General features: G+C 69.2%; 21 protein-coding genes and 3 pseudogenes. 11 read left to right on the forward strand and 13 right to left on the reverse strand.

What is annotated here, in order from left to right; all coding sequences use genetic code 11:
* The 3 genes from Manayef4_RS23415 to Manayef4_RS18320 form a co-directional block, all read right to left on the reverse strand.
* On the reverse strand, positions 1-376 hold a 376-nt coding region (locus tag Manayef4_RS23415; protein WP_254665728.1), incomplete at its 3' end, for a helix-turn-helix transcriptional regulator.
* A 699-nt stretch (positions 377-1,075) separates the two neighbouring features.
* Positions 1,076-1,411 (reverse strand): hypothetical protein, encoded by a 336-nt coding sequence (locus tag Manayef4_RS18315; protein ID WP_023841975.1) that lies wholly within the window; start codon positions 1,409-1,411, stop codon positions 1,076-1,078.
* Entirely contained in the window at positions 1,411-1,707 is a 297-nt protein-coding gene (locus tag Manayef4_RS18320) for a hypothetical protein (RefSeq protein WP_139140135.1), read from the reverse strand. Before Manayef4_RS18320 ends, Manayef4_RS18315 begins: the two co-directional genes overlap by 1 nt.
* A 625-nt stretch (positions 1,708-2,332) precedes the next feature.
* On the opposite strand from Manayef4_RS18320, the gene Manayef4_RS18330 reads away from it, so the two are divergent.
* Entirely contained in the window at positions 2,333-2,539 is a 207-nt protein-coding gene (locus Manayef4_RS18330) for a hypothetical protein (protein WP_023841978.1), read from the forward strand.
* 80 nt (positions 2,540-2,619) lie between these two features.
* Here the strand turns inward: Manayef4_RS18330 and Manayef4_RS18335 are convergent.
* The 4 genes and pseudogenes from Manayef4_RS18335 to Manayef4_RS18350 form a co-directional block, all read right to left on the reverse strand.
* Positions 2,620-2,832, reverse strand: a pseudogene (locus tag Manayef4_RS18335) (SAM-dependent methyltransferase); the annotation flags it as partial.
* Positions 2,833-2,941: 109 nt separating this feature from the next.
* Entirely contained in the window at positions 2,942-3,646 is a 705-nt protein-coding gene (locus Manayef4_RS18340; protein WP_175443424.1) for an ATP-binding protein, read from the reverse strand.
* Between the two features lie 121 nt (positions 3,647-3,767).
* Complete coding sequence (locus tag Manayef4_RS18345) at positions 3,768-4,427, reverse strand: methyltransferase domain-containing protein (RefSeq protein ID WP_043591794.1); 660 nt, start codon at positions 4,425-4,427, stop codon at positions 3,768-3,770.
* On the reverse strand, positions 4,424-5,353 hold the full coding sequence (locus tag Manayef4_RS18350) for a phosphotransferase (RefSeq protein WP_254665729.1): 930 nt from the start codon (positions 5,351-5,353) through the stop codon (positions 4,424-4,426). Before Manayef4_RS18350 ends, Manayef4_RS18345 begins: the two co-directional genes overlap by 4 nt.
* Before the next feature lie 289 nt (positions 5,354-5,642).
* On the opposite strand from Manayef4_RS18350, the gene Manayef4_RS18355 reads away from it, so the two are divergent.
* Positions 5,643-7,202 carry a helix-turn-helix transcriptional regulator gene (locus Manayef4_RS18355; RefSeq protein WP_139140137.1) on the forward strand — a complete coding sequence of 520 codons (1,560 nt, stop codon included), beginning with the start codon at positions 5,643-5,645 and terminating at the stop codon, positions 7,200-7,202.
* Here Manayef4_RS18355 and Manayef4_RS18360 read toward each other — a convergent pair.
* Positions 7,168-8,247 carry an NAD-dependent epimerase/dehydratase family protein gene (locus Manayef4_RS18360; RefSeq protein WP_070132486.1) on the reverse strand — a complete coding sequence of 360 codons (1,080 nt, stop codon included), beginning with the start codon at positions 8,245-8,247 and terminating at the stop codon, positions 7,168-7,170. The two genes, Manayef4_RS18355 and Manayef4_RS18360, sit on opposite strands and share 35 nt — an antisense overlap.
* A 271-nt stretch (positions 8,248-8,518) precedes the next feature.
* Between Manayef4_RS18360 and Manayef4_RS18365 the strand changes: the two genes are divergently transcribed.
* From Manayef4_RS18365 to Manayef4_RS18375, 3 genes are all read left to right on the forward strand, one after another.
* Positions 8,519-9,370 carry a helix-turn-helix transcriptional regulator gene (locus Manayef4_RS18365; protein ID WP_070132505.1) on the forward strand — a complete coding sequence of 284 codons (852 nt, stop codon included), beginning with the start codon at positions 8,519-8,521 and terminating at the stop codon, positions 9,368-9,370.
* A gap of 4 nt (positions 9,371-9,374) precedes the next feature.
* Positions 9,375-9,587 carry a DUF397 domain-containing protein gene (locus Manayef4_RS18370; protein ID WP_070132488.1) on the forward strand — a complete coding sequence of 71 codons (213 nt, stop codon included), beginning with the start codon at positions 9,375-9,377 and terminating at the stop codon, positions 9,585-9,587.
* Between the two features lie 291 nt (positions 9,588-9,878).
* Positions 9,879-10,658, forward strand: coding sequence for an aminoglycoside 6-adenylyltransferase (locus Manayef4_RS18375; protein ID WP_070132490.1), 780 nt, complete (start codon positions 9,879-9,881; stop codon positions 10,656-10,658).
* A gap of 189 nt (positions 10,659-10,847) precedes the next feature.
* Here the strand turns inward: Manayef4_RS18375 and Manayef4_RS18380 are convergent, their stop codons facing one another.
* Together Manayef4_RS18380 and Manayef4_RS18385 are read right to left on the reverse strand one after the other, a co-directional pair.
* The gene (locus Manayef4_RS18380) at positions 10,848-11,789 is read right to left on the reverse strand and encodes a BsuBI/PstI family type II restriction endonuclease (protein ID WP_070132492.1); all 942 of its coding nucleotides are present in this window, start codon (positions 11,787-11,789) and stop codon (positions 10,848-10,850) included.
* The gene (locus Manayef4_RS18385; protein ID WP_070132507.1) at positions 11,786-13,285 is read right to left on the reverse strand and encodes an Eco57I restriction-modification methylase domain-containing protein; all 1,500 of its coding nucleotides are present in this window, start codon (positions 13,283-13,285) and stop codon (positions 11,786-11,788) included. Before Manayef4_RS18385 ends, Manayef4_RS18380 begins: the two co-directional genes overlap by 4 nt.
* A 241-nt stretch (positions 13,286-13,526) precedes the next feature.
* Between Manayef4_RS18385 and Manayef4_RS18390 the strand changes: the two genes are divergently transcribed.
* The 3 genes and pseudogenes from Manayef4_RS18390 to Manayef4_RS26190 all read left to right on the forward strand — a co-directional run.
* A complete protein-coding gene (locus Manayef4_RS18390; protein ID WP_070132494.1) occupies positions 13,527-14,696 on the forward strand; it encodes a methyltransferase domain-containing protein in 1,170 nt (389 codons plus the stop codon).
* Between the two features lie 130 nt (positions 14,697-14,826).
* Positions 14,827-15,237: pseudogene (locus Manayef4_RS26185) on the forward strand (phospholipase D-like domain-containing protein); the annotation flags it as partial.
* 189 nt (positions 15,238-15,426) lie between these two features.
* Positions 15,427-15,639 (forward strand): annotated as a pseudogene (locus tag Manayef4_RS26190) (DnaB-like helicase C-terminal domain-containing protein); the annotation flags it as partial.
* Positions 15,640-16,261: 622 nt separating this feature from the next.
* Here Manayef4_RS26190 and Manayef4_RS18400 read toward each other — a convergent pair.
* Positions 16,262-16,633: a DUF6166 domain-containing protein gene (locus Manayef4_RS18400; RefSeq protein ID WP_134351156.1), complete on the reverse strand. Its 372-nt coding sequence runs from the start codon at positions 16,631-16,633 to the stop codon at positions 16,262-16,264.
* 439 nt (positions 16,634-17,072) lie between these two features.
* Between Manayef4_RS18400 and Manayef4_RS18405 the strand changes: the two genes are divergently transcribed.
* The 3 genes from Manayef4_RS18405 to Manayef4_RS18415 all read left to right on the forward strand — a co-directional run bounded on the left by Manayef4_RS18405 (position 17,073) and on the right by Manayef4_RS18415 (position 19,454).
* Positions 17,073-17,465 (forward strand): hypothetical protein, encoded by a 393-nt coding sequence (locus tag Manayef4_RS18405; protein WP_023841995.1) that lies wholly within the window; start codon positions 17,073-17,075, stop codon positions 17,463-17,465.
* 202 nt (positions 17,466-17,667) lie between these two features.
* A complete protein-coding gene (locus tag Manayef4_RS18410) occupies positions 17,668-18,015 on the forward strand; it encodes a hypothetical protein (protein WP_175443425.1) in 348 nt (115 codons plus the stop codon).
* Positions 18,012-19,454, forward strand: a complete 1,443-nt coding sequence (locus tag Manayef4_RS18415; RefSeq protein WP_070132499.1) for a hypothetical protein — start codon at positions 18,012-18,014, stop codon at positions 19,452-19,454. The genes Manayef4_RS18410 and Manayef4_RS18415 overlap by 4 nt, the downstream gene beginning before the upstream one ends.
* Positions 19,455-19,696: 242 nt before the next feature.
* On the opposite strand, the gene Manayef4_RS23420 is transcribed toward Manayef4_RS18415, so the two are convergent.
* Both Manayef4_RS23420 and Manayef4_RS18420 read right to left on the reverse strand, forming a co-directional pair.
* Positions 19,697-20,488, reverse strand: coding sequence for an ImmA/IrrE family metallo-endopeptidase (locus tag Manayef4_RS23420; protein ID WP_217494137.1), 792 nt, complete (start codon positions 20,486-20,488; stop codon positions 19,697-19,699).
* Between the two features lie 24 nt (positions 20,489-20,512).
* Positions 20,513-20,920, reverse strand: a 408-nt coding sequence (locus tag Manayef4_RS18420; RefSeq protein WP_139140138.1) for a transposase, incomplete at its 5' end; no start/stop codon positions are given.

Below are 20,920 nucleotides of genomic sequence, written 5' to 3' on the forward strand. Positions count from 1 at the left end.
GGTAGACCCTGATCGCGTTTGACAGCGCATCTCGAAGCCGAGACTGCGACTCCTGTGCCGATCCACCTACCGGTGACCGCGAAACGCCGACGAGGCCGACAGCAGGCGTGAGAACCTGGCGTAGCGGCAGCAGATTCAGCTTCTCGTCTTCCGTTGCATCAGTCACTGGCCCAGGTGAACGTGCCCCGAACAGCGACGACGTCTCCGTATCCAGCGCACGGGCCAACGTGCGCAGCGTCTCGATCCGCGCGCTTCCACCCTGCTCGATCTTCCGCACCGTCGACACGCTCAACCCAGCCTCGTCGGCCAACCCCTCTTGAGAGAAGCCACGCCGCAGCCGGAGAGCCCGAAGACGAGCGCCCGGATCGTCCACCACTCCGCACCCCTCCCCGAACGTGCCCGTAATCAGGGTACGTGCACCTACAGCGCAACTCACCGACCTGCACAAACAGACCATACAAAGATCGTCGCCAATGTTCTCTTCCTTCTTTTTTCAAGGGCGGCCTTCGGCCGCCGCGTGTGACCTGGCGCACGCGCCGCGCGTCGCCGTGCGTGCCGCGCCTACGGGATCGCCGCACCCGGCCGGGGTCCCGCCTCCCTCCGGTCGGCACCCCGGCCGGAGCGTCGCCCCGTGGGCGCGTCGGCCCGTCGGCGCGTCGGAGCGTCAGACCCCCCGCCAGAGGGTCCGTGACGATCGGCGGTGAGAGTGCCGCTGGTCCGCGCCGGTGCTCCAGGAGCCGCGCGACGTCCGCGAGGACGGTGCCGCTGCTGGTTGTTGGGGCTCCGCCCCAAACCCCGGCCCTCACTCTGGAGGAGGGGGAGGGGCCGCGTACGTCCGCTGATCGCCTCCGCCGCCCGGACCCCCGAGGGGCTACGCCGGAACCTCCCAGCCGGGCAAGGGACGCGCCGCACCCAGCATGGTACGGGCCGTCGGCGCCCTTGCCCGGCCGGAAGAACCCGACGTAGGGCGCAGCCGCCCGACCGACGGAGGAGATCAGCTCAGCCCGGGGTCCGTGAAAGATCAAAAACCGGGTCGGGTGGCGTTGCAGCCACCCGACCCGATCCTGATCATTTCTTAGGTGAACAGCGAGTCGACGAGAGCGCAGCCCACCGGATCGCCCGTATCCACGCCGTCACATACTGCAAGGACGCGGATCCCCGTGCGGCGCAGCATGCCCAGTACCGCCATCCGCCCCGCTTCAGTGGTGGCCAACCGGTCGTAGGCGCCGGAGTGGACGAGCCGGACGACCGCCGCCCACTCATGCAGCCTGTCAGCGGTCTGGTAGACCGTCCCACCGGCCTGCCAGGCCCGTGCCGAGCATGCCGCAGCGAACACCGCTCGCTGATCATCCCGCTCGGTCACGCTGACGTCCTGACGAACGAAGTTCAACGCCCGCGCCAGCCCCGGCATCACGCATCCTCGCCGGATGCGCGGCAAGCCGACACGCCGTCCGACGCCTCAAGCAGACCGAACCACATCGCATCAAGGACCGCGAGGCTGTTCGTACTCGTCACGACGCCGATCATCGCGGACAGGTCACGCAGCGCCGACGCCGCGGCGCGAGGTACGAGGTTCCCGGGCGGACCGGCAAGCGGACCGTCGTCCAGCTCAGCCGCCACCAATGCCAGCGCCTCACGCACCCTGACAATCAACTGATCAACGAGGTAGGCGCTCTGCCRCACCGGATCATCTGGCATAGTAAACATAGGTTCCGCTCCTGGTCTGGCAGGTTGTGGGACTCAGGCCCGGATCGGTGTTCCCGCACCGGTCGGGCCGCTTTCGTTGCTGTACCTACATCATCGCAAACTTTGTATAGGTTGTTGAAGGCCGGAAACGGCGAACGGCCGGCAACCCCAGGCGAGGTCACCGGCCGCCGCACGGTCGCGGGTCTTGCGTTACTCGCTCTTTGTGATCTCTCGCTCGTCTTCCGATCGGTTGCCGTGCCAGATGGACGCATACGTAGCCTGTACCGCCAGATCGGCCCACCAGGTAGCCGCCTCACGATCCGTGCTCATAGCGTCGACACAGACCCGCATGCCGCCCGGAAACACGAGTACCGGCCGACGGACCTGGAAACCCGGTATGACCGGCGGCATCTCGACTGCCGGAGGTTCCGCCGGATGCGCCATCAGCACCACACTAAGATCCGAACGCATGCTGTCCGGCAGCCGAGACTCACCATCTGAGATCATGGGCATAGGTCACGTTCCCTTCCAGGAGGGTGCGAGATCAAGGCCCTGGCGGAGAGGGTAGGAGCTCACCGCCAGGGCCGCCTATTGGGGCACCCCAAGAGTAGCGAGATGCTTGGGGTGCCCCAATAGGCTGTAGCCCATGGGCGAGAACGACCTGTGGACGACGGGCGATATTGGACGACGCCTCGGCATCACGGCCGAGCGTGCCCGCCAGCTTTCCCACCGCCCAGACTTCCCCGCACCGCATATCGATCAAGGTACGGTCCGTCTCTGGCAACCCGCCGACGTCGAGACATGGATCACGCAGTACCGACCGGCAGCCGCCAAGAACCAGCCGCAGCCCTAGACCCCAGCCATGCCGAGTCGTTGCACTTAAGGAAGTGATCTAGGTCACATCTTTCGGTGTACCTCGCGAAGTTAGTGCGCGCCGATGTCGAGGAACTGGGTGACGCCCATCCGGGCGAGCATCGCCACGGCACGGCGCAGGAACGCCCTGTTCTCCTGGGCGGTGATCCGCAGGTTCGGGAACGCGGCCAGCGCCCTGTCCGCGGCTTCACGGTCCGCCGGGAAGTGGGTCTTCCCGCCCAGGTAGTAGTCGTACATCCGCGCCGGGTGGGCCTKGTCGGTGTTCAGATCCACGGGCTCGACGAATCCGACGTCGCCGAGGCCGTTGACGAGGGCCTGGAGGGAGGGGCTGCCGGTCGCGTCGGGGTCGGGCGGTAGTGGGGGCATGACGTGCCGCTCCTCGTCAGCAGGGGATGGCGGCGCGGGCTGCGAATGGGGCCCGCCCGGTGCGCGGTGTGGGTGGCGGGGTCGCCGCGCCGCGGGTGCCGGCCGAGGGCTGGGTCGGGGAGACGGGCACCAGGCCGGCGGAGGACAGGGCCGGGGTGTCGTGCCAGGTATCGAGGGCTCGGAGACGGTCGGCGACGCGGCGCAGCGTCTCCTCGTCCGTCCGGAACACGACCGGCCGGGCGGGCTCCGGGTAGGCGGTGGGTACGCGGCCGGCCAGCGGCGCCTCGTGCGGGGAAGGCTCGATCACGACGGTGCCGCCAGCGATCCGCGCCCAGGCCACCGTTCCTCCGGACGGCGTGGCATAAGCCCCCCAGTTCTCGGCGAGGGCGTCGACGAGAAGCAGGCCGCGACCGTGCTCGTCGTCGGCCGTGGGCTGCTGGCGCTGGGGCTGACCGGTGGTGCCGTTGTTCCAGATTTCGATCAGGACGTGGTCGAGGGCGGCGCTGAGTCGGATCGCGATGTCATCGCCGGTTCCGGCCGTGATGGCGTTGGCGCTGAGCTCGGTGACGGCCAGGGCGRCAGCCTCGATAGTGCCGGGCGGGACCTGCCAGRCAGTCAGCACCAGCACGGCGTCCCGACGCAGGCGCGGCACCGAGGCCGCCGTCGCGGGGACACGGGCGGCGACCGGGCGCACAGCCTTCGAGGGCAGGTCACTCGGCATCGTTCTCCTTCCTCTCCATCTGGTGGTGGACCGCCCGGCCCGGGGCATCGGGGAAAGACGGTGCAGGCCCCGGGTCGGGCGGCCGTTCAAGGGCTCCGCGACCGTGCGCGGGGCGGAGGGCCTAGCGGTGGTGGTGTTCGGGGCGGCGGGCTCGCAGGATCACGGTGTTCGGGGCGGCGGACTCTTCGACGACCGTGATCTCGACGTCTGCGAACCCGGCGGCGGTGAGCAGGTCCCGCCAGCCGTCGGGCGTGTGATCGAAACGGATCACCGGCGCGGTTCCGCCGTCCGAGAGTCGCACCGTGTATCGGCTGCCGACGTCTGTGCCGGAGCCGAGCGGCGCGGAAGCCGCGAGCAGCCCACCGAGCCGGAGCGCCTGGCAGATCAGTGCGAGCAGTGGTGCGGTCGGGTAGAGGCCCAGCGCGCCGTAGGTGCTGAAGATCGTGTCCGCTTTCGCGCAGCTGGCCAGGTAGCGGGCCGCGTCGACGTGGTGGAACAGCGGCTCCGGCCAGCGGGCCCGGGCACGGAGGATCTGGCTGCGCGCCGGGTCCAGGCCCACACCGCGGGCGCCCCGTTCGACGAGGTGGGCGAGGTTGTCGCCGGCGCCGCAACCCAGCTCGATGACCCGCCGCCCGGCCACCTCGCCAAGAAGCTCGGCTCCAGGGTCCGCGTCGCCGTCGCAAGTCCGTGTCCACCGGAACCGGTGTCGCGCCGGCCGGGTGTTCAACCCATCGGCGGCGATCTTGGCTCGGCCGTGCCGGTCCCATGAGGGCACGTTCACGGCGAGGGCATAGTCACCCCCAGGAACAGCGCCGCCTCGTTCAAATGCCGCCGGACGACGCTCTCGACAAAGGGGTCCTGTGACGGGTCGTTGATCCATGTGGTCGCCTGCTCCAGGTACCAGCTGATGATCCAGAGGCGGTGCCAGCCCATCGCCCACGCCGCGGCCGGCAGCCCGGCCCGTGGGGTCGCGGCCTCGGGCGTGCCGCCGGCGCGGATGTAGGACTGGATGAGGCGTTGCAGGGCGGTCAGATCGGCGGGGCCGGTGGTTCCCTGCCAGGAGGCGAGATCGAGCAGGCCCGGGCCGACGAAGGCCCGCGCCCAGTCGAGCAGCCGCCACCCTGATAGGCCGATGTGCACGCTCGTCGGATGGAACTCCGAATGGCACAGCCCGAACGGGGGGGTCTCGGCGCCGTCAGCCAGGTCGAAGGCGACGCCGGCGAGACGTTCGAGGAGCTTGTCGAGACCGGCCGCGTCGACCCACCGGCCACGGGCACGCAGCACGTCCAAGCTCGCCCGTGYCCGACCGGGGAGAGCGGCCAGGGCGGCGCGGTCGAGGGTCGTAAGCCCTGCCGGAGGTGTCCCCGCGTGGACCGTCACGGCGGCCGCGGCTCCGTCCGCCTCCGTCGCGTCGCGCACCGGCTCGCCGAGATCCTCCAGGAGCATCCCGAGGTCATGCTCACGGCGGACCTCCGCCAGGATCCGCGGAATTGGGAGACCCTGCGCCTGCAGATGCTGCAGGACGTCGGCTTCACCGGTGAACGGCTCCCGCGCATGCTTGAAGATCGCGGTCCCGCCMCCGGGGATACTCACCCGCTCGACCGACGAGAGCACCCACGCACGGATCGAGGTCCGCGCAGGCAGGCCCGTCGCCGCCATCTCCACCATGAGAGCGGCCAGCAACGGTTCGGACTCATCCATCACCATCGACGACCCTTCACTCCGGCGAACGAGTAGACGCCGCCACCTGGGAGGCTCAGCAGGCCCGGCTGAATGCCGGGCATGGCTGGCCCTCGTTCCAACGGAGGCGCGACAGGGCGTCCTCGCGAAGAGGATGCGCACCACCTGCGAGCAATCTCGTACTCACTGGTGCCGCTTCCGTCGCATCCATGACACACTCGGCGCAAGTTCCTGCACAGGCCGCAACAGGCAGGGGCGCTGACTGCCCCCAGCGGGGGCATCGACGGCGTGGCGTGACGACGGGGAGGTGGGCGCCGTGCCTGCCGAGGGAGAGCCGGACGGCGCACTCGCCGAGCTGTCCAACCTGCTGCGCCAGCTCATCGCGAGCAAGGGGACCAACAACAGCGAGCTGTCTCGGCAGATCGGTTACCGACGTCAGCAGATCGCCGAAGCCGTCAACGGCCACAACGTCCCTTCGGAGGGCCTTGCTCAGGCGCTCGACAGGGCGTTGGACGCCGGCGGCCGGGTCACCGCCCTACGCGAGCAGGCTGATAGGGAGCGAAAGGCGCGCAGATTMGGCCTTCTCCCGCCGCGCGCCGACCCCGATCTGATCGTGGATCCCCGCGAGGTCCAGCCGGTGTTGGCGCTCGGCGACGAGGCCGACATCATGGGGTGGAACCCGCCGGCCTCATCGGTGGCCGCGGGTCGTGTCGTCATCGTCGACTCGGATCCGCCTTCGGCCACCGCTGGCGCGGCCCGGCCGGCCCGGATCGCTCCCCAGGTCGTGGCAGGGAGGAACGATCTCCATGCGGTGTACGAAGCAGGCCTGTCCGCGCTGTCCGAAGGCGGCGTGGAGATGAAGGCGCGGAAGGCCGCCGAGCACGCCTCCGAAGCCGCGGCCCGCGCTCTCCCGGACCTGAAGATCGACCAGCTAGACGAGGATCTTCGGTATCTGGCGACGAACTACGGCGCGGTCACGCTTCCCGACGCCTATCAGCAGGCGCAGGCGCTGCTGGAAGCCGCGCAGAGGTCGCTCGAACGGACGCAGGCGCCCCGCCAGCTCGCACGCCTCTACCTGCTCGCCGGGGAGGCTGCGGCGCTCTGCGGCTCCGCGTGCTTCGACCTGGCACTGTTGCGGCCCGCCGCGCAGTTCGCCCGCACCGCTGCGCTCTACGGGCAGACGATCGAGTTCGGCCCGTTGCAGGCGTTCGCTCGCGGCACCCTGGCCTACGTCGCCTACTGGCAGGGCCGCCCGGCCGAGGGCCTACGCCATGCCCTGGCCGCGGCGGAGGCGCCGGGCGTCGGCACGGTGGGACGCCGCCGGATCGCCGTCATCGCCGCCCGCGCCTGGGGGCATCTGGGCGACGCGGCCAACGCGCGGGCAGCGATGGCCGAGGCGGAAGCGCTCGACGATCCGTCGGAGCACGATGACCTGCACGACGTCGACGGCGAATTCGGCATGAGCATCGAGCGGGCGCTCATGAGCAACGCCTCGACAGCCCTTCTCCTCGGCGACGCCGTAGCCGCCGGCACCTATGCCCAGGCCGCCCTGGACCGGTACACGGACCTCCCCGGCGAGCAACGTCCACCGATGATCGTCGCGCAGGCTCAAGCCGACCTGGCGAACGCTCGCCTCKTCCAGCGCGACGCCGACGGGGCCGCCGCCGCGCTCGACGCGGTCCTGGCGCTCCCGGTCTCCTGGCGTGGCAATGGGCTGGTGCAGCGAGTGAAATCCGTCCGCCTACGGCTCCTTACGCCGGACCTCGCTCAGGCAGGGGCGCTGCGGGGCTACGGTGACGCGATCGAGGACTGGGCGGCGATGGCGCCCGCACCGGCCGACCTCAGCCGCCCTGCCGCGCCGACGGCGGAGAGCTGAGCTCTTCCCGCGGCGTCGGCAGCCGGGACGAGCGCAGCACCTCCGCCTCGGCCTCGGGGGAGATCCCGTGCTCGCGCCACCGAGGATGCTCCACCGGACGACCGCCAGCCTGCATCCACAGCCAGGTGTCGCGCACGGTCTCACGGATCGGCCGCGTCGACAGGCCCGCGGCTCGCGCCGCTGACGAGTCGACAGCCCACACACCAGCGCTCGTGCGCCACAGCGGCAGCTCCGTCCACTGCCGCACACCGGCGCTCAGGAGTAGCTCGTCGGCGACMCACTCGACGACGCCCTGCCGGCCGGTCACCTCGACGCAGGCGTCCAGGAGGTCGCCGAAGGTCTCGTCGCCCGGCGCGGTGACGTTGTAGTTACCGCTTTGCCCGGCGGCGGCCAGGTCGAGGGCGAACATCGCCAGATCGCGGACGTCGACCGGCTGAATACGGCGAGCCGGATCGCCCGGGCCCAGGATGATGCCGCCGCGGGCAGCCCGGCTGAGCCACCACGGCAGGCGTCCGACATATTCGCCCGGCCCCAGGATGACGCCCGGCCGTAAGACCACGGACCTGCGGTCCCCGAAGGTCTCACGGACCGCCTTCTCCGCGCCGGCCTTCTGCCGCCCGTAGTACCAGTCCGGGCCCGTCCAGTCCGCTGGGAGACGGCCGAAGTCGGCGTCGGCGTCGGCAGGGGCGTCCAGCAGCTCCGAGCTTTCGTCGAGCGGCTCGTTTGGCCAATCCCGGTACACGTTGACCGTCGACACGAAGACGTAGGCACCGGCCACCGGTTCGAGCAGCGTGGCCGAGGTGAGAACGTCCCGCGGCGCGATGTCCGTGGCCGACGTGTCGATAACGACATCCCAGGGGCCGCGTTTCGCGAGAGCGGCGAGGTCAGCCGGGCTCGTCCGGTCCCCGGTGACAGCGACCGCGCCCGCCGGCGCCGCGCCCGACCGGCCGCGCGTGAAGACGGTCAGCTCCCAGCCGCGCGCCAGGATCTCGCCCGCTGCCGCCCGACCGAGAAACCAGGTACCGCCGAGCAGCAGAACACGCATATCCAGATGCTGCCTGCCGGATCACGCCGTCCGCCATGCCTTTGCGTTTCCGGTGGGCCTCGTCACGCTTACCGCGCCGCCGCTGCGGCCAGGGGTGCCTGCCCCTGGCAGTTGCAGTCTTCCCAGGCGCTCGCGGGGCCGGTGTCCTGACGCGAGAGCGGTCCGCGGCTCGGCATCAGTTTGGAGTCGCTCGGGGACCTCGCCTTTGCCCACCAGCGTGCCGACGCCGTCGGCCGGTGAGCCGACCACGAGCACCCAGGAGGGGAGCGAAATGCCTCGGCGACCGCCATCCGTCCGCGCACGAGGGCTCGGCGCTGAACTCCGGGATCTGCGCGTCGCGCGCAACCTGACCAGCCGCGCCGTCGCAGAGAGACTGGGCTGGTCGGCCAGCACGCTTAGCCGGCTGGAGAACGGGCTGCGCGGAATCAGCGTCGAAGACGTCGCCTCGCTGCTCGTCGTTTACAAAGTCACAGGCCCCGGCCGTGAACGGCTCCTCGAACAGGCCCGCGAGGCTGACCGGCCCGACTGGTGGGCGTCCGGCGGGCCCGGACTGCCCCCGGGCCTCACCGCGCTGATCGGGTTCGAGTCCCAGGCGAACCGAATCACGAACGTCGAGATGCTGTTGGTCCCCGGGCTGCTCCAGACCCCGGACTACATCCGCGGGGTCATGGCCAGCGCGGGCCTTACTCCCCACGACGCAGAGGGTCGGGTCGCGGCGCGGCTCGGGCGGCAGGCCATCCTGAGCCGTTCTGATCCGCCCGTGCTACAGGTGCTGCTCGACGAGGGCGTACTACGCCGTCCCGTCGGTGGAGCGGCGGTGTTGGYCGCCCAGCTGCGCTACCTGATCGCTGTCGCGGCACGACCATCGATAACGCTGCGGGTTCTGCCCGTCGACCTCGGCGCCCATCCCGGCACGACCGGGTCGTTCGTGCTCTTCGAGTTCGACCGGGCGCGCCCCGTCGTGCATCTGGAACACCGCGGCGCGGGCACGTTCGTGGACGAGGTCGCCGACACCGCGCCGTTCGCCGCGGCGCGCGATGCTCTCGCGTCCCTGGCACTAAGCCCCGCAGCGTCGTGCGCCGTCATAGCTGACCTTGCCGAAGAGCTCGAGAGAAGGCGATGACGACATGGCGCCCCTGACCGCTGACGGCTSGCGCTTGGTGTGGGTGAAGTCGACGCACAGCGGCGACAAGACCCAATGCGTCGAGGTGGCGGCCCTTCCCGACGGCGGCCGTGCTGTCCGGGACAGCAAGGACCCTGACGGCGCTGCCCTGTTCTTCAGCGATGCTGAGTGGCGAGCGTTCGTCGCGGGCGTGCGCGACGGCGAGTTCGATCACTAGCCGTAGGCTCCCGCGACGATCTTCCACTTCTCAAGCGGATCTTCCACTGGCCGGCAACTGGAAGCCGATCGGGGTAGACGTGGGCCGCCTCGCGGCGCTCGGAGCAGGCTGACGGTGGATTCGCCGGGCATACGGAGCCCACGACGCGCGCTGCGGCGGGGGCGGTCGTGGGTCGGTGGTCGTCGAGGCGCTGGCCGACAACCGGACGGAGCCAGCCGTCGTACGCCGGCGCGTTGGTAGCGGCGAGAGTCAGGCTCATCGCGACCGGCTTCTTGTGAGGAGGACGTAACGGTGCACGAGGTTCCACTTCCACCTGCCGGCTGGCAGGCGGACCTTCTGCCGATGCTGGAGGATCTTGCCCGCCGGGATCCTCGGGTCCGGGACGTTCACGTTCACGGTTCGGCGGCCGGTCCGGCCCGAGATCTGGACTGCTGGTCTGATCTGGACCTCGTGGTGGTGACCGACGACCCGCGGCGCGTCGCTCACGGAGTCGTCGAACGCCTTCTCCGCGAGATGCCGCCGCTGTTCGCCTGCGACGAGAACGAGGCCTCGACCAAGCACGTGACGCGCCTGGTCTTCCGCGACCTACGACGGCTGGACATCACCGTCAGGACGCCCGCCAGCGACCAGCCGCAAGGCCAGACGGCCACCTCACCGCCGTCCGAGGGCGACCCTATGGAGACATTGGTCAACCGCTATCGGTTCGACGCGGTCCTGGCCGCGGTCAAGGCAGCCCGCGGAGACATGCTCATCGGTGCTCACCTCACGCTCCAGCTGGCCAGGCACGTCCTCGTCGCCGCGATGCTGCTGCGCGACCGCGACGCCGGCACCAACCACCATCGTCACGGCGACGCGAAGTGGGACACCTGGGCCCAGCGAGCCGCAGGCGTTCCGGCGCCCTACACGGTGACCGGCATCACCGTGGCCATCCGCTCGTACACCCACATGCTCGACGAGCTGGTTGGCCAGTGGGACCAAGCACTGACTGGTGGTCACGAACCACTCCTGGCCATGYTCACCCATGTCGATTGCACCGCCCGAGGCCCGGACCTCGAAATCACCGGTGCCTGATCAGGTCCTACGTCCACGATCACGCCACGCCGAGCCGACGCCAGAACTGCCACCCGAACCTGGTAAATCAGCACTGCGCCTACTGACATACAGCCAGGGAAGCCGCTGACAGCTCGACACCGATTGGAAGATCACAGGGAACCTACTGCACGTATCTGGGGCACGCGGCGAGCGTCCGAGGCTCATCGGCTAGTCGTATGGGCCCAGAAAGCGTTCGCCGTTGAAGTGGATCAGATGGGTTGAGTCCTCGGCGCACCAAACCTCGGTCTCCCAGGCGATCTGATGAAGGTATTTCTTCATCTCGCGTCGATCGGGAAAGCAGGAGACGTAGACCAGGCCGGGTGTGGCGTCCGCGAACAGCGAGGCAAGTTCTCTGTGGCGCTTGGCGTCGACCGGTCCGTGAGACGACGCGGCCTCCATCAGAACGAGCCAGTCTCGACCCGGCAGGTAGACCACCAGGTCAGGCATCTTGCCGTGCTCGTCAACAGCGACGCCGAGGGCAGCGAGCCGGTCGGCTTCAAAGTATGCCCACTTGGCGTCGGCGTCACCGACGTATAACACTTCGCCGCCGGGAGTGAACCGCGGGCAGAACTCCTCTACCATCTGCTTGATCAGAACGTTCTGCCCGCCAGGAGAGAGCGTAAAAGGCTCGCCATGCGGGAGCGTCACGGGGATGCGGTTCATCTCTCTGGCAGCCGCATACTGCGCTTTCAGCCCTGGCACAGTCGCGAGGTAGTCCGTGACGGCGTCGTCAAACTCTGGCGTGTCATACTTCTGGATCACGGCAAGCGCTTGCGGCGTGACCTGGTAGTTCCATTTCGGCGAGTTGATCGGCCGGTCTGGCTGGTCTGGGTTCTGCTGCACCAGCAGGGCAGCGGCGAACTGGTGGAGAGTGAACCGCCGGATGGTCTCACGTGTGTTGGCAGYGTAGTTCCGGCCGTACTCGTTACGCATCCAGTCCATGATGGCGCGCGTTCCGAGCATYGGGTCGGCGGCAGTTGACCACGGCTCGTCCGGGCGGAGGCGAAGTAGAGCCAGGAGAGTGAGGGCGGATCGTTCGTTGGACCGCTCCGCATCCATACCGAGAGCTTCGAGGACGCGGCTCGCCTCTTCGATCTTGTTGGTGCTCATGCGGCGGCCCCAGCTGGGCTCAACGCCTGCGMCACGATGACGTCGATATCGTCTTGCGGCGGGAGCGCCTCCGGAGCAAGGTGCCCCATGTGTCGGAGTGACCAGCTGTCGGGAAATCGCATGGCCCGGAGGTCGGTGGCGTTGACCTGGGTGTGGCCGGAGAAGGTTCGGAAGAACTTGTCGACCCGCGAGGAGTTGAGCCACATCGAGAGGCCGAAAGCGAGGTCGCGGTCGAGCCCCCCGCCCTTGATGTGAAAGACGTTGACGTGATTCTCGAACGCGACAGGGCCCGGGACGCTCTCGGGGGACCATACGGCAGCCACGATGCGGCGCCGCTCCTCCTTGGATGAGAACCGCTTCACGACGCAGTACCAGCCCTCGGGAACGAGCATGCGCTCGTCCTTCTCAGTGATCGGCGCAAACCACTGGGCCTTGCGAATGTCCCGCGGCCACGAGATGAGACCGTCGCGCACGTTGCCTGGGTAAACGAGCGGTACGCCACGGTCGACGTGGCTGTGGTGGAGGCACTCAAGTGATCGGAAGTCGACTACCCTGCCGGTAGATATGGTCACACCGAGCGATGCAAGGGTGTGTGGTAGCGACATCATCCGTTCGGCTATGGCGGTGTCCTCGTCGTTGGTGGCGATGCGGACGAACCTCTGAGGGTCGTCAGGATGCACGACGTCGGCATATGCCACTTCTCGATGCTGCGCGTCATCCTCGTGACCATCACTGGCCGACAGGAGGACGGTCTCTCGATCACCGTTCTTGGTGCCGGATATGATCACGTTCTCCTGTAGCACGCCGGTGTCCGCGAAGACGGTTGACCGGGACGCGAATACGTGCACCCGGTCGAGCGCGATCTGGTTGAGTAGATATGAGCGGAAGGTCCCGAAGTAGGGCCCATTAGCGAACGACCGCGGCGTGATCGCGACCAGCTGTCCGCCGTCGCGGAGTGCTCGCGCCGCGAGTGCGAGGAAGGCGGCGTAGAGATTCGGTGCGTCCGCTCCGGCCTCCCGGACGGCTGTGCGGGAGGCCGAGGAGGCGGCCAGCTTTGCGTAGGGGGGGTTCTGAATCACCAGGTCGAACCCGGCAAGTCGCTCATCCGCATCAAGTCCGGTCGAGGCCGCGATGAAGTCGGCCTGAACCAGCTCGACCGTCACCCGCCCATCGCCTGCGATCTTGCACGCTTCGAGGGTGTTCGAGAGCTGAGGCACCACGCCCTCGTCGCACTCGACGGCGACCACGTGAACCGCCAGGTTCGGCCGCTCAGCCAGCACCCGAGCGACGAGCGCGGCCGACAGCATCCCCGACCCTGCGCCGGGATCTAGGATCTTGATGCTGCCTTCATCGGGAAGCCGCGGCATGCTCGCGATCAGTGACGCTGCCCGAGCTGGGGTGAAGAACTGACCAAGCGTCTCCTGCGTCTTGGGGTCGAGGACCGCCAAGGCCGACACCCGATTGCGTTCCGCGAGGTCGAGGAGGTCGCTCTGCATGATGCTCATCCTGCCGTACGCGGCATGCGGGGCCACCGCGACCAGCCATGGTCACAAGATGCGCCCATGCCGTGGTCTCGAAGGCTGGACCAACACTCTCTGTCCCACGGTAGCGGAGCGGCGGCGTGAGCGACGGACGCAGAGAAGCACCGCTGACGGGCCCACGGACCGTGCGCAGGCCGCGCCGACGCGGGGCGACGGCGCTGGCGCCTGAGCCTGTCGCGGGAAGGTTCGGGCAGCCATGAACACGACCACGAACACGGACCACTGGCAGCCGCATGCCCGCGCGCTAGCCGATATCGCCACCCACCCCGGCTCCCGCTGGTACCCAGTCGTCGCCGCGGTCCCCCGCCACCACTTCGTGCCGGCATGGTGGGAACGGGACGGCGCCGGGTGGCGACTGCACCACGGCCCGCTCGCCGATGCCTACGCGGACCGGTCGCTCGTGACCCGGGTCGGGCCGGCCCACGCGGACCACAGCGGCCCGGACGCCGGGGCGCCCGTCGGCCGGCCGACGTCGTCATCGACACARYCATCGCTGCTGCTCTCGATGTACCAGCACGCCCAGCTCGCCGACGGTCTCGACATCGCCGACGTCGGCACCGGCTCGGGCTACGGCACCGCGCTGCTCGCCACCCGCTACGGGGAGCGGCACGTGACCACGATCGACGTCGACTCCTACCTTGTCGACACAGCGGCCAGCAGGCTCGCCGCGATCGGCCTCCAGCCGGCGGCGGAGACAGTCGACGCGACGGGGCAGCTACCGGGCAGCTACGACCGGCTCGTGTCGACGGTCTCGGTCCGGTGGATCCCCCCGTCCTGGCTCGCCGCATTGCGCCCGACTGGCCGGTTCGTGACCACCATCCACGGCACCTGGATAGTCCTCACCGCCTGGAAGAACCCGGACGGGGAGGTCCGCGGCCGGGTCGCCAGAGACTGGGCCGGTTTCRTGGCCACCCGTAGCGGCCCCGACTATCCGCCGCCCTGGGCCGACTTCGACGAGCTCGCAAACCGCGAAGGTGAACATGTCGGCCCCGGCCGGTACCCAGTCCTGAACGTCGCGGACGCCTGGGAGCTGTCGACCATGCTCGCGCTCGCCGCCGGCGTCGACGTCACCCACCACTACCTGCGGCCCGACCCCGACGGGCAGCACACTGCGCTGCTGGCCCATCCCGACGGGTCATGGGCCAGAGCCACCGCCGTCGGCGCCAACCGGCCGCTCGTCCACCAGGGCGGCCCGCGCAGGCTGTGGGACCTCCTCGATCGGGTCCGCGACGACTGGCTACGCCTCGGCATGGCCCCGTGGATCGGCGCGAACGCTCTGATCCTGCCCGACGGCGCGATCATCCTCGCTCGAGGCACCTGGCGCGCGACGATCCGCGCGGCAGATCCACCGGGACATGACATCTGACCCGCGGGCACCGGTCGGGCGCGGGCCGCATGCCGAGCGTTCCCGACTTGTCGGGACAAGCAGGTAGGCGCTGTCGGACCGGGCGTCTACGGTGGCGATCATCACCCATCGCGGACAAAGGGCCTTTCCTATGCGCTATCTCGACACCGCTGTCGGCGGGCCTGATCACACCGTCGAGCAGTGGCTGCTCGCCGAGCTCGACCAGGCGCAAGTCTTCGCCGCGCGGACCGGCTACCTGACCGGGCACGGCCTGAAGCTGATCGAGCCGCAACTGGCAGCGCTACTGGAGCGGGGTGGGGAGGCCCACCTGGTCACCGGTGCCCGGGAGGACCAGGTCACGGCTGGYGACCTCGCCGCCTTCACCCGGTTGTTCGAGCCGCACGGCACACGGGCGACGCTGGTACTCGTCGACGACGACCGGGCGATGATGCACGCCAAGAGCTACTACGTCCGCCGGACCGACGGCACGCAGACGGCGCTGGTGGGGTCGGCGAACCTGACCCTTTCCGGGCTACGCGGCAACCACGAGTCCGCGATCGTGCTGGACACCCGGGTCACGCCGGACGCTCCCTGCGGGGAGGTGCTCGCCGCGATCCGGGCGTGGRCAGACACCGACCGGCCGGCCCGGCGGATCATCGAGACGACTCTCGACCAGGTCGTGCTCAACRCACCGCGGGTCGCGCGGGCCACGACCCGGGTCACCGGCACGCCGAAGCTGCCACCAGCCCAGCCGCTTGGCGACCTGATCAATCCCGCCCTTGAGGAGATCGAGGCCATCGAAGCCCGCGACGGCACGCTGATCGGCGTCCCGACCGGCTTTGCGGATCTCGACGAGCTGACGAACGGCCTGCATCCCGGGCAGGTCATCGTCATCGGCGGCCGGCCGGCCCTGGGGAAGTCGATGCTGTGTCTCGACATTRCCCGCTCGGCTTCCATCAAGCACCGGCCCGACCGGCACRATCACGGTCGCCTTCCAAGGGAACTACAGCCGCTTCGTCGACATGAAATGAAAGCGGCGATGGCGGTTCGTCGCGGTTTGGGCAACCTGTCCGGGTGCGAACCGGTCGGGAGCCGGAGTTGGGGTGGGCACCACGTTGGTGCATGTCGCCGTGAATGACTTGGCGGAGTGCTGCCGGTGCTGGAGTTCCCCCCGGGCATCGAGCCTCGGGCGATGCGCCGGATATGGCGGTGGCGCCACGGCGGGCTCTGAGCTGGGCAGTGCCTCGGTGATGCGGCCGCAGAGTGGGTGAGCTGCACAGCGCGGCGCTGCAAGGGCAAGAGGCCGCTGGAGGACCATCGGAGTCCTATCCTCTCGGCTGGTACTCGGGCCGCATGTCTTCGAGCTTRATCGCCGCAAGGATGGCCGGCGTGGCGCAAGCCCGGCAGTAGGTGCGACTCGTTTGGCTGCCTGGGCCGGACAGCACCCAGTAGGTAGGAACCGTATGGGTCTGGAAGCCGTTTTGGAGACGATTCTCGGGGTCGCACCCGGGCCAGGTGCCAAGGATGAGCGAAGGGTTGTGACGAATCACGTAAGCCACGTGAGTCTCCGTCTCGTTTCCTGTGACCTACTCGCCTGTCCACTCGGGGTCGATCAGGATCGGCGGCGCCTTCGTCAGGCCGTACTTGGCGTACCAGCCGACAGTCCAGCGCAGAATCGCGCGCCGGTTGAGTCGCCACTCGTCGCACAGGTCGGTCAGCACCTCGGCGCAGAAATCCTCGCGGAGGTCCGCCAGGGTCTTGTCGGGCCGCGAGCCCACGAACGCGATGGTCTCGATATCGACGTCGAGCGCGTCGGCGAGCACCGCCGCCGCCGTATGGCTGGTGCCGTGGCCGTTGTAGCCCCAGCCGAAGTCACACTCCTCGGGCGGGGACAGCAGGCGCAGCACCTCGGTCTTCTCGCGCGCTGTGGGACCGCTCGCCGGCACTTCGACGAGCACTCGGCTCGGGTGCCACTCGTCTGAGTCCTCAGCGAGTGCGCCTCGTCGCGCCCAGCGTCCGGTCACACGGGAGACGGTCGGCCTTGCGGCGCGCCCTTGAAGGCCGTGGTAGGTCCGTTCCTGGTAGCCCATCTCCACCCCCGCGCGTCGACGGGATCACACAGTAGCGGACTGCCWGCGTCATGTATCCAAATTCGGACAGTTGAGCGCCAATCGTGACGGCTCGTCCCGCCTCGCACCCAACGCGCCGTCCGATCCGTTGGCTGGCTTCTGTGGCCTTGACGCACGGTTAACCGCCTCTGCGCCATCGTCGAAGCGATTGTCGAGGCGTGYGCCGGCACGGACGGATCGGTGACTTGACACGACTGATCACGCCTACGGACGTAAGCGGAGGGCCGAACCGGCTGACGGGTGGACGACTGGTCGCCAGCATCGAGGGATGGCCTGGATCGTGCTCGATGTCGTGGTCGTCCTTATCGCCGCTGTTGCTTTGACCTACGCGCACCTGGGGCTCCGCGCGGCGCGTCAAGCAGTCGCCTCACGAGAGCATGCGCCGAGGGTCCGCGGTTCGGCGGCGCCGCTGCACGCAGAAATTCTGGACGCGGTCGCGCTTCTCGACGGCCTGGCCGCCGCGCTCGACAACGCCGCCGCGCGGTCCCCTGGCGGCGACCGGTTTGCTCGTGAGCATGCGCTGCGGGTTCGTCAGATCCGCGACCGCCTGTGGCCCGAGAGCCGGCCGAGACCCGATGACTACGGTGCCGCGGACGAGTGGGCCTCTGCGCTGGGACGTACATTCCGAGTTGGAGCCACGACCCCGCCGCCAGCATCTTGATCGACTGGCGTGCGGGGAGCAAGTTAGGCGTAGAAGTCCGACTTCTCCGTTTCGTCCGACTTGTCGGAACGCGGAGCCCGAGGTCGATCGTTCCGACCGTGCACGGTCAGAACGCGGCTGGAGGCCGGGGATGGGTGAGCGGGCGACGGGTCGGTGGCGGCGCCATGCGGCGCAGGTCCGCACCGACAAGGCCAGCGCGAGGATGACGCCAGACGAGCGGGAAAAGCTGGAGGCGGCGGCTGCCCGAGTCGGGCTGCGTCTCGGTGGCTACCTCGTCGAGGCGGGCCTGCGCCTGGCGGACCAGGCCGACCCGGCGCCGGTGGTGGTGCCGATGCCGGCGGTGGTGGGTGTGGATCGGGCGCTGCTGGAGGCGTGGGTGGATGCCAGCGTCCTGCTGCGTCAGTACGGGAACCTCGTCAACCAGTCGGTCAAGCTGTGGCATCGTAGTCGGGGCGGTCCGATGCCGGCGGGTCTGGCGGAGGCGGTCGAGCTGACGAATGTCGTGGCCCGCCGGGTCGATGTCCTGGTCGCCGAGTACCGCCGCCGGTGATCGCGAAGGTGCAGCGCGGCCGTGGGGCCGGCCGGCTGCTGCGGTACCTGTTCGGCCCGGGCCAGGCCAACGAGCACACCGATCCGCATGTGGTCGCCAGCTACGCCGGCGGCCCGGAGTCCTCCGCGTTCCTCGAACCGCCCACCCGCCCAAACGGCCGACGTGACGTCTCCGAGCTCGGCGAACGGCTGACCGATCTGGACCTGCTCACCGGCAGCCGCAAACAAGCCAAGCCGGTCTGGCATGTCTCGGTCCGTGCTGCCCCCGAAGACCGCCGTCTTACCGGCGACGAGTGGTCGCAGATCGCCACCGACATGGTGACCCGCGCTGGGCTCGTCGACGAGCTCGGTACCGGCTGCCGCTGGGTGGCCGTGCGGCACGCCGACGACCACATCCACATCGCCGCGTTCCTCGTCGGCCTCGACGGGCGAGCCGTCGCGGCCCGCGGCGACTACTACCGGGTCGGCGAGGCCTGCCGCGCCGCCGAGGCCCGCTACGGCCTGCGCACCACCGCGCCACGCAACCGGACCGGCGACCGGCAGCCGACCCGCGCGGAGACCGAGAAAGCCGCCCGCGCCGGCTCGGCCATACCCGCCCGCGTCACGCTGCGCCGCTCGGTCGAGGCCGCGGCGACCAGCGCGGCCGGCGAGGGGGAGTTCTTCGCCGCGCTGCGCAAGGCCGGGGTGGAGGTCCGGCTGCGGTACAGCAGCGTTGACCCCAAGACCGTCACCGGCTACGCGGTCGCCCTGCCCGGCGATCTCACCGCCGAAGGCAAGCCGGTCTGGTACGGCGGCGGCCGGCTCGCGCAGCACCTCACCCTTCCCCAGCTACGCGCCCGCTGGGCCGAAACCCCCGGCGCCCCGGACCCGGGCGGCCCGGAGCCGGCGGCCATCAGGCAGCTGGGCGTGGCGTTCCCGGGCCGCGCCCAGCGGCGCGCGCTCGCTGCCGCGGCGAAGGCTGCGACCGACGCCACCGACAGCCCGCCCGACCCGGCGGCTGCGGCGGCTGCCGGCGCCCTGGCGGCCGCCGCCCGCGCCGGCGAGCACGGCCGCCCCGGCCCGCTCACCACCGCCGCCGAACAGCTCACCCGCGCCGGCCGCACCCCCTGGCACCGGCCCGCACCGGCGACACCACTCTCCCGGGCACTACGCGCGGCCGCCCGCGACCTGAACGGCCTCGGCCGCCTCCACCACGACGACCGCGACGCCGACTGGCTGCGGCTACTCGCCGCCCTCGCTGACCTGGCCGCCGCCATCGTCGTCTGGCGCGAGGCGGCCGGCCAGCATGAGCAGGCCCGCGCCGCAGCTGCGGCTGCGGCCACCTTCGCCAGGCACTCCGCCGCACCATCGCCTGCTCGGTCAGGTCCGCTGACAGCCGGACTGGCTGGACCCGCAAGGCCTCGGCCCTCGCGAGAGCAGCAGCGCCAGGCGGCCCGCTGAACCGGAGTCAGACGGGTATGAACGACGATTCAGCCCACAGCGCTGAAGTCAATGAGTGAGTGGGGTGGCCATCCAACGGGCGTCATCACCCCCTGGTGCACGCTCTGCGCGGCCCTGGTGGCCGCGACAGCTCGCGCCGGCTGGCCGGGGCGCGTTGGAGTACCCGGGGACTGCAACCGCCCCTGTCCTCTACGCCGTCGCGGGCAGACTGCAGAGCGACACCGTCCTATAGCGAAGGAATTCTAGAACTCCACGCGGGGACGTTCCCCGAAATCTCGACTAAGGAGAATCCGGACATCCGATTCTGGGAGTCCGGAGCGATTGATGAACTCGGCGAACGAGACACCAGTCGTATCCATAAGTTCCAGTGCGCGTTGTAGGAGTACCGGAGCCTCAGGATTCCCGAGGGGACCTGGCTCCACTCTCCGCCATCCTCGGGCAGACAGGGTTTTCCAACCCTGCGCGTAGGTGTGTTCATTCATAACACCGAGTGTCTTAGCTCTGACCAGGAGCGCAGCTAGCGATACGTGCCATTTTGTCTTCAGGCGCATAAAGGCAGGCCAGTCGAGCGAGTCTGGAAGCTCGGACTTGATGTCATCGGCTGGCATAAGAAACGCGGCCGCGAACTCGTGGGCTTGGCGCTCAGTGGCCTTCTCGCCTGTCGGTCCGGTGGCGCCGTGCAAGACCAGGTGGCCTAGTTCGTGGGCGGCATCGAAGCGGGAGCGGTCCCGCAGACCTTTGTCCGAACCGAGAGCGACAACGGGCCTGTCAGGGAAGTCGACGCAGAACGCATCGACTTTCTCGATGCTGACGCGAAAACGCACGACAACAATTCCGTTTGCCTCTAGTAGTCGTACAACATTTTGAACTGGGCCACGTGCGACGCCCCAGTGATGACGGACGTGGGCCGCCGTCTGCTCGATGTCGGCGGAATCAGGTGGCCGTTCTTCGTCGAATATGACGCGTGGCAGATCGAGATCAGGCAGCGCCACGTGCTTGTCGAGCTCCAGCGTGAGTTCACGCGCGAGATGCACGTAGGCGCAGGGTGACCCGCAAAGTCATTGATGCAGGTCAGCGGGGTTGTCGAGAGTGAGGATGGCMAGGAGCAGGGCGTTGTCGTGTCGGATTCTGCGGATGGTCGGGGCGATGYGGTTATGGCCAGCGAGGCGAATCAGCCCGATGATCAGGTTACGGAGYGTGGTCATGATGYGGGGCAGTGGGCCGGTCCGAACCCGCGAGGCATCCTCACGGAACGTCACATCGCGCACCCAGTGGACCTTGTTCTCGATCGTCCAATGCCCTCGGGCGTAGCCCGCGAGATCAGCGGGTGTGACCGCGTCGAGGGTGAGGCTCGTCAGGACGTGGACCGTGACAGTGCTCGGGATCGTCCGGGTGACCCGGGCCCGGCCCGTGCCGGTGGTCACGGTCCGCCGGACATGACGGCGGATCCGCGCCACGGTGCGGGC

This window comes from Frankia sp. CgMI4, assembly GCF_001756285.1.
Classification (GTDB): Bacteria; Actinomycetota; Actinomycetes; order Frankiales; family Frankiaceae; genus Frankia; species Frankia casuarinae.

Coding starts and splice junctions, on each gene's coding strand:
- Manayef4_RS18405 (WP_023841995.1), top strand. CDS start 17,073: ATGGCCTGGATCGTGCTCGATGTCGTGGTCGTCCTTATCGCCGCTGTT.
- Manayef4_RS18410 (WP_175443425.1), top strand. CDS start 17,668: ATGACGCCAGACGAGCGGGAAAAGCTGGAGGCGGCGGCTGCCCGAGTC.
- Manayef4_RS18315 (WP_023841975.1), bottom strand. CDS start 1,411: ATGCCGGGGCTGGCGCGGGCGTTGAACTTCGTTCGTCAGGACGTCAGC.
- Manayef4_RS18330 (WP_023841978.1), top strand. CDS start 2,333: ATGGGCGAGAACGACCTGTGGACGACGGGCGATATTGGACGACGCCTC.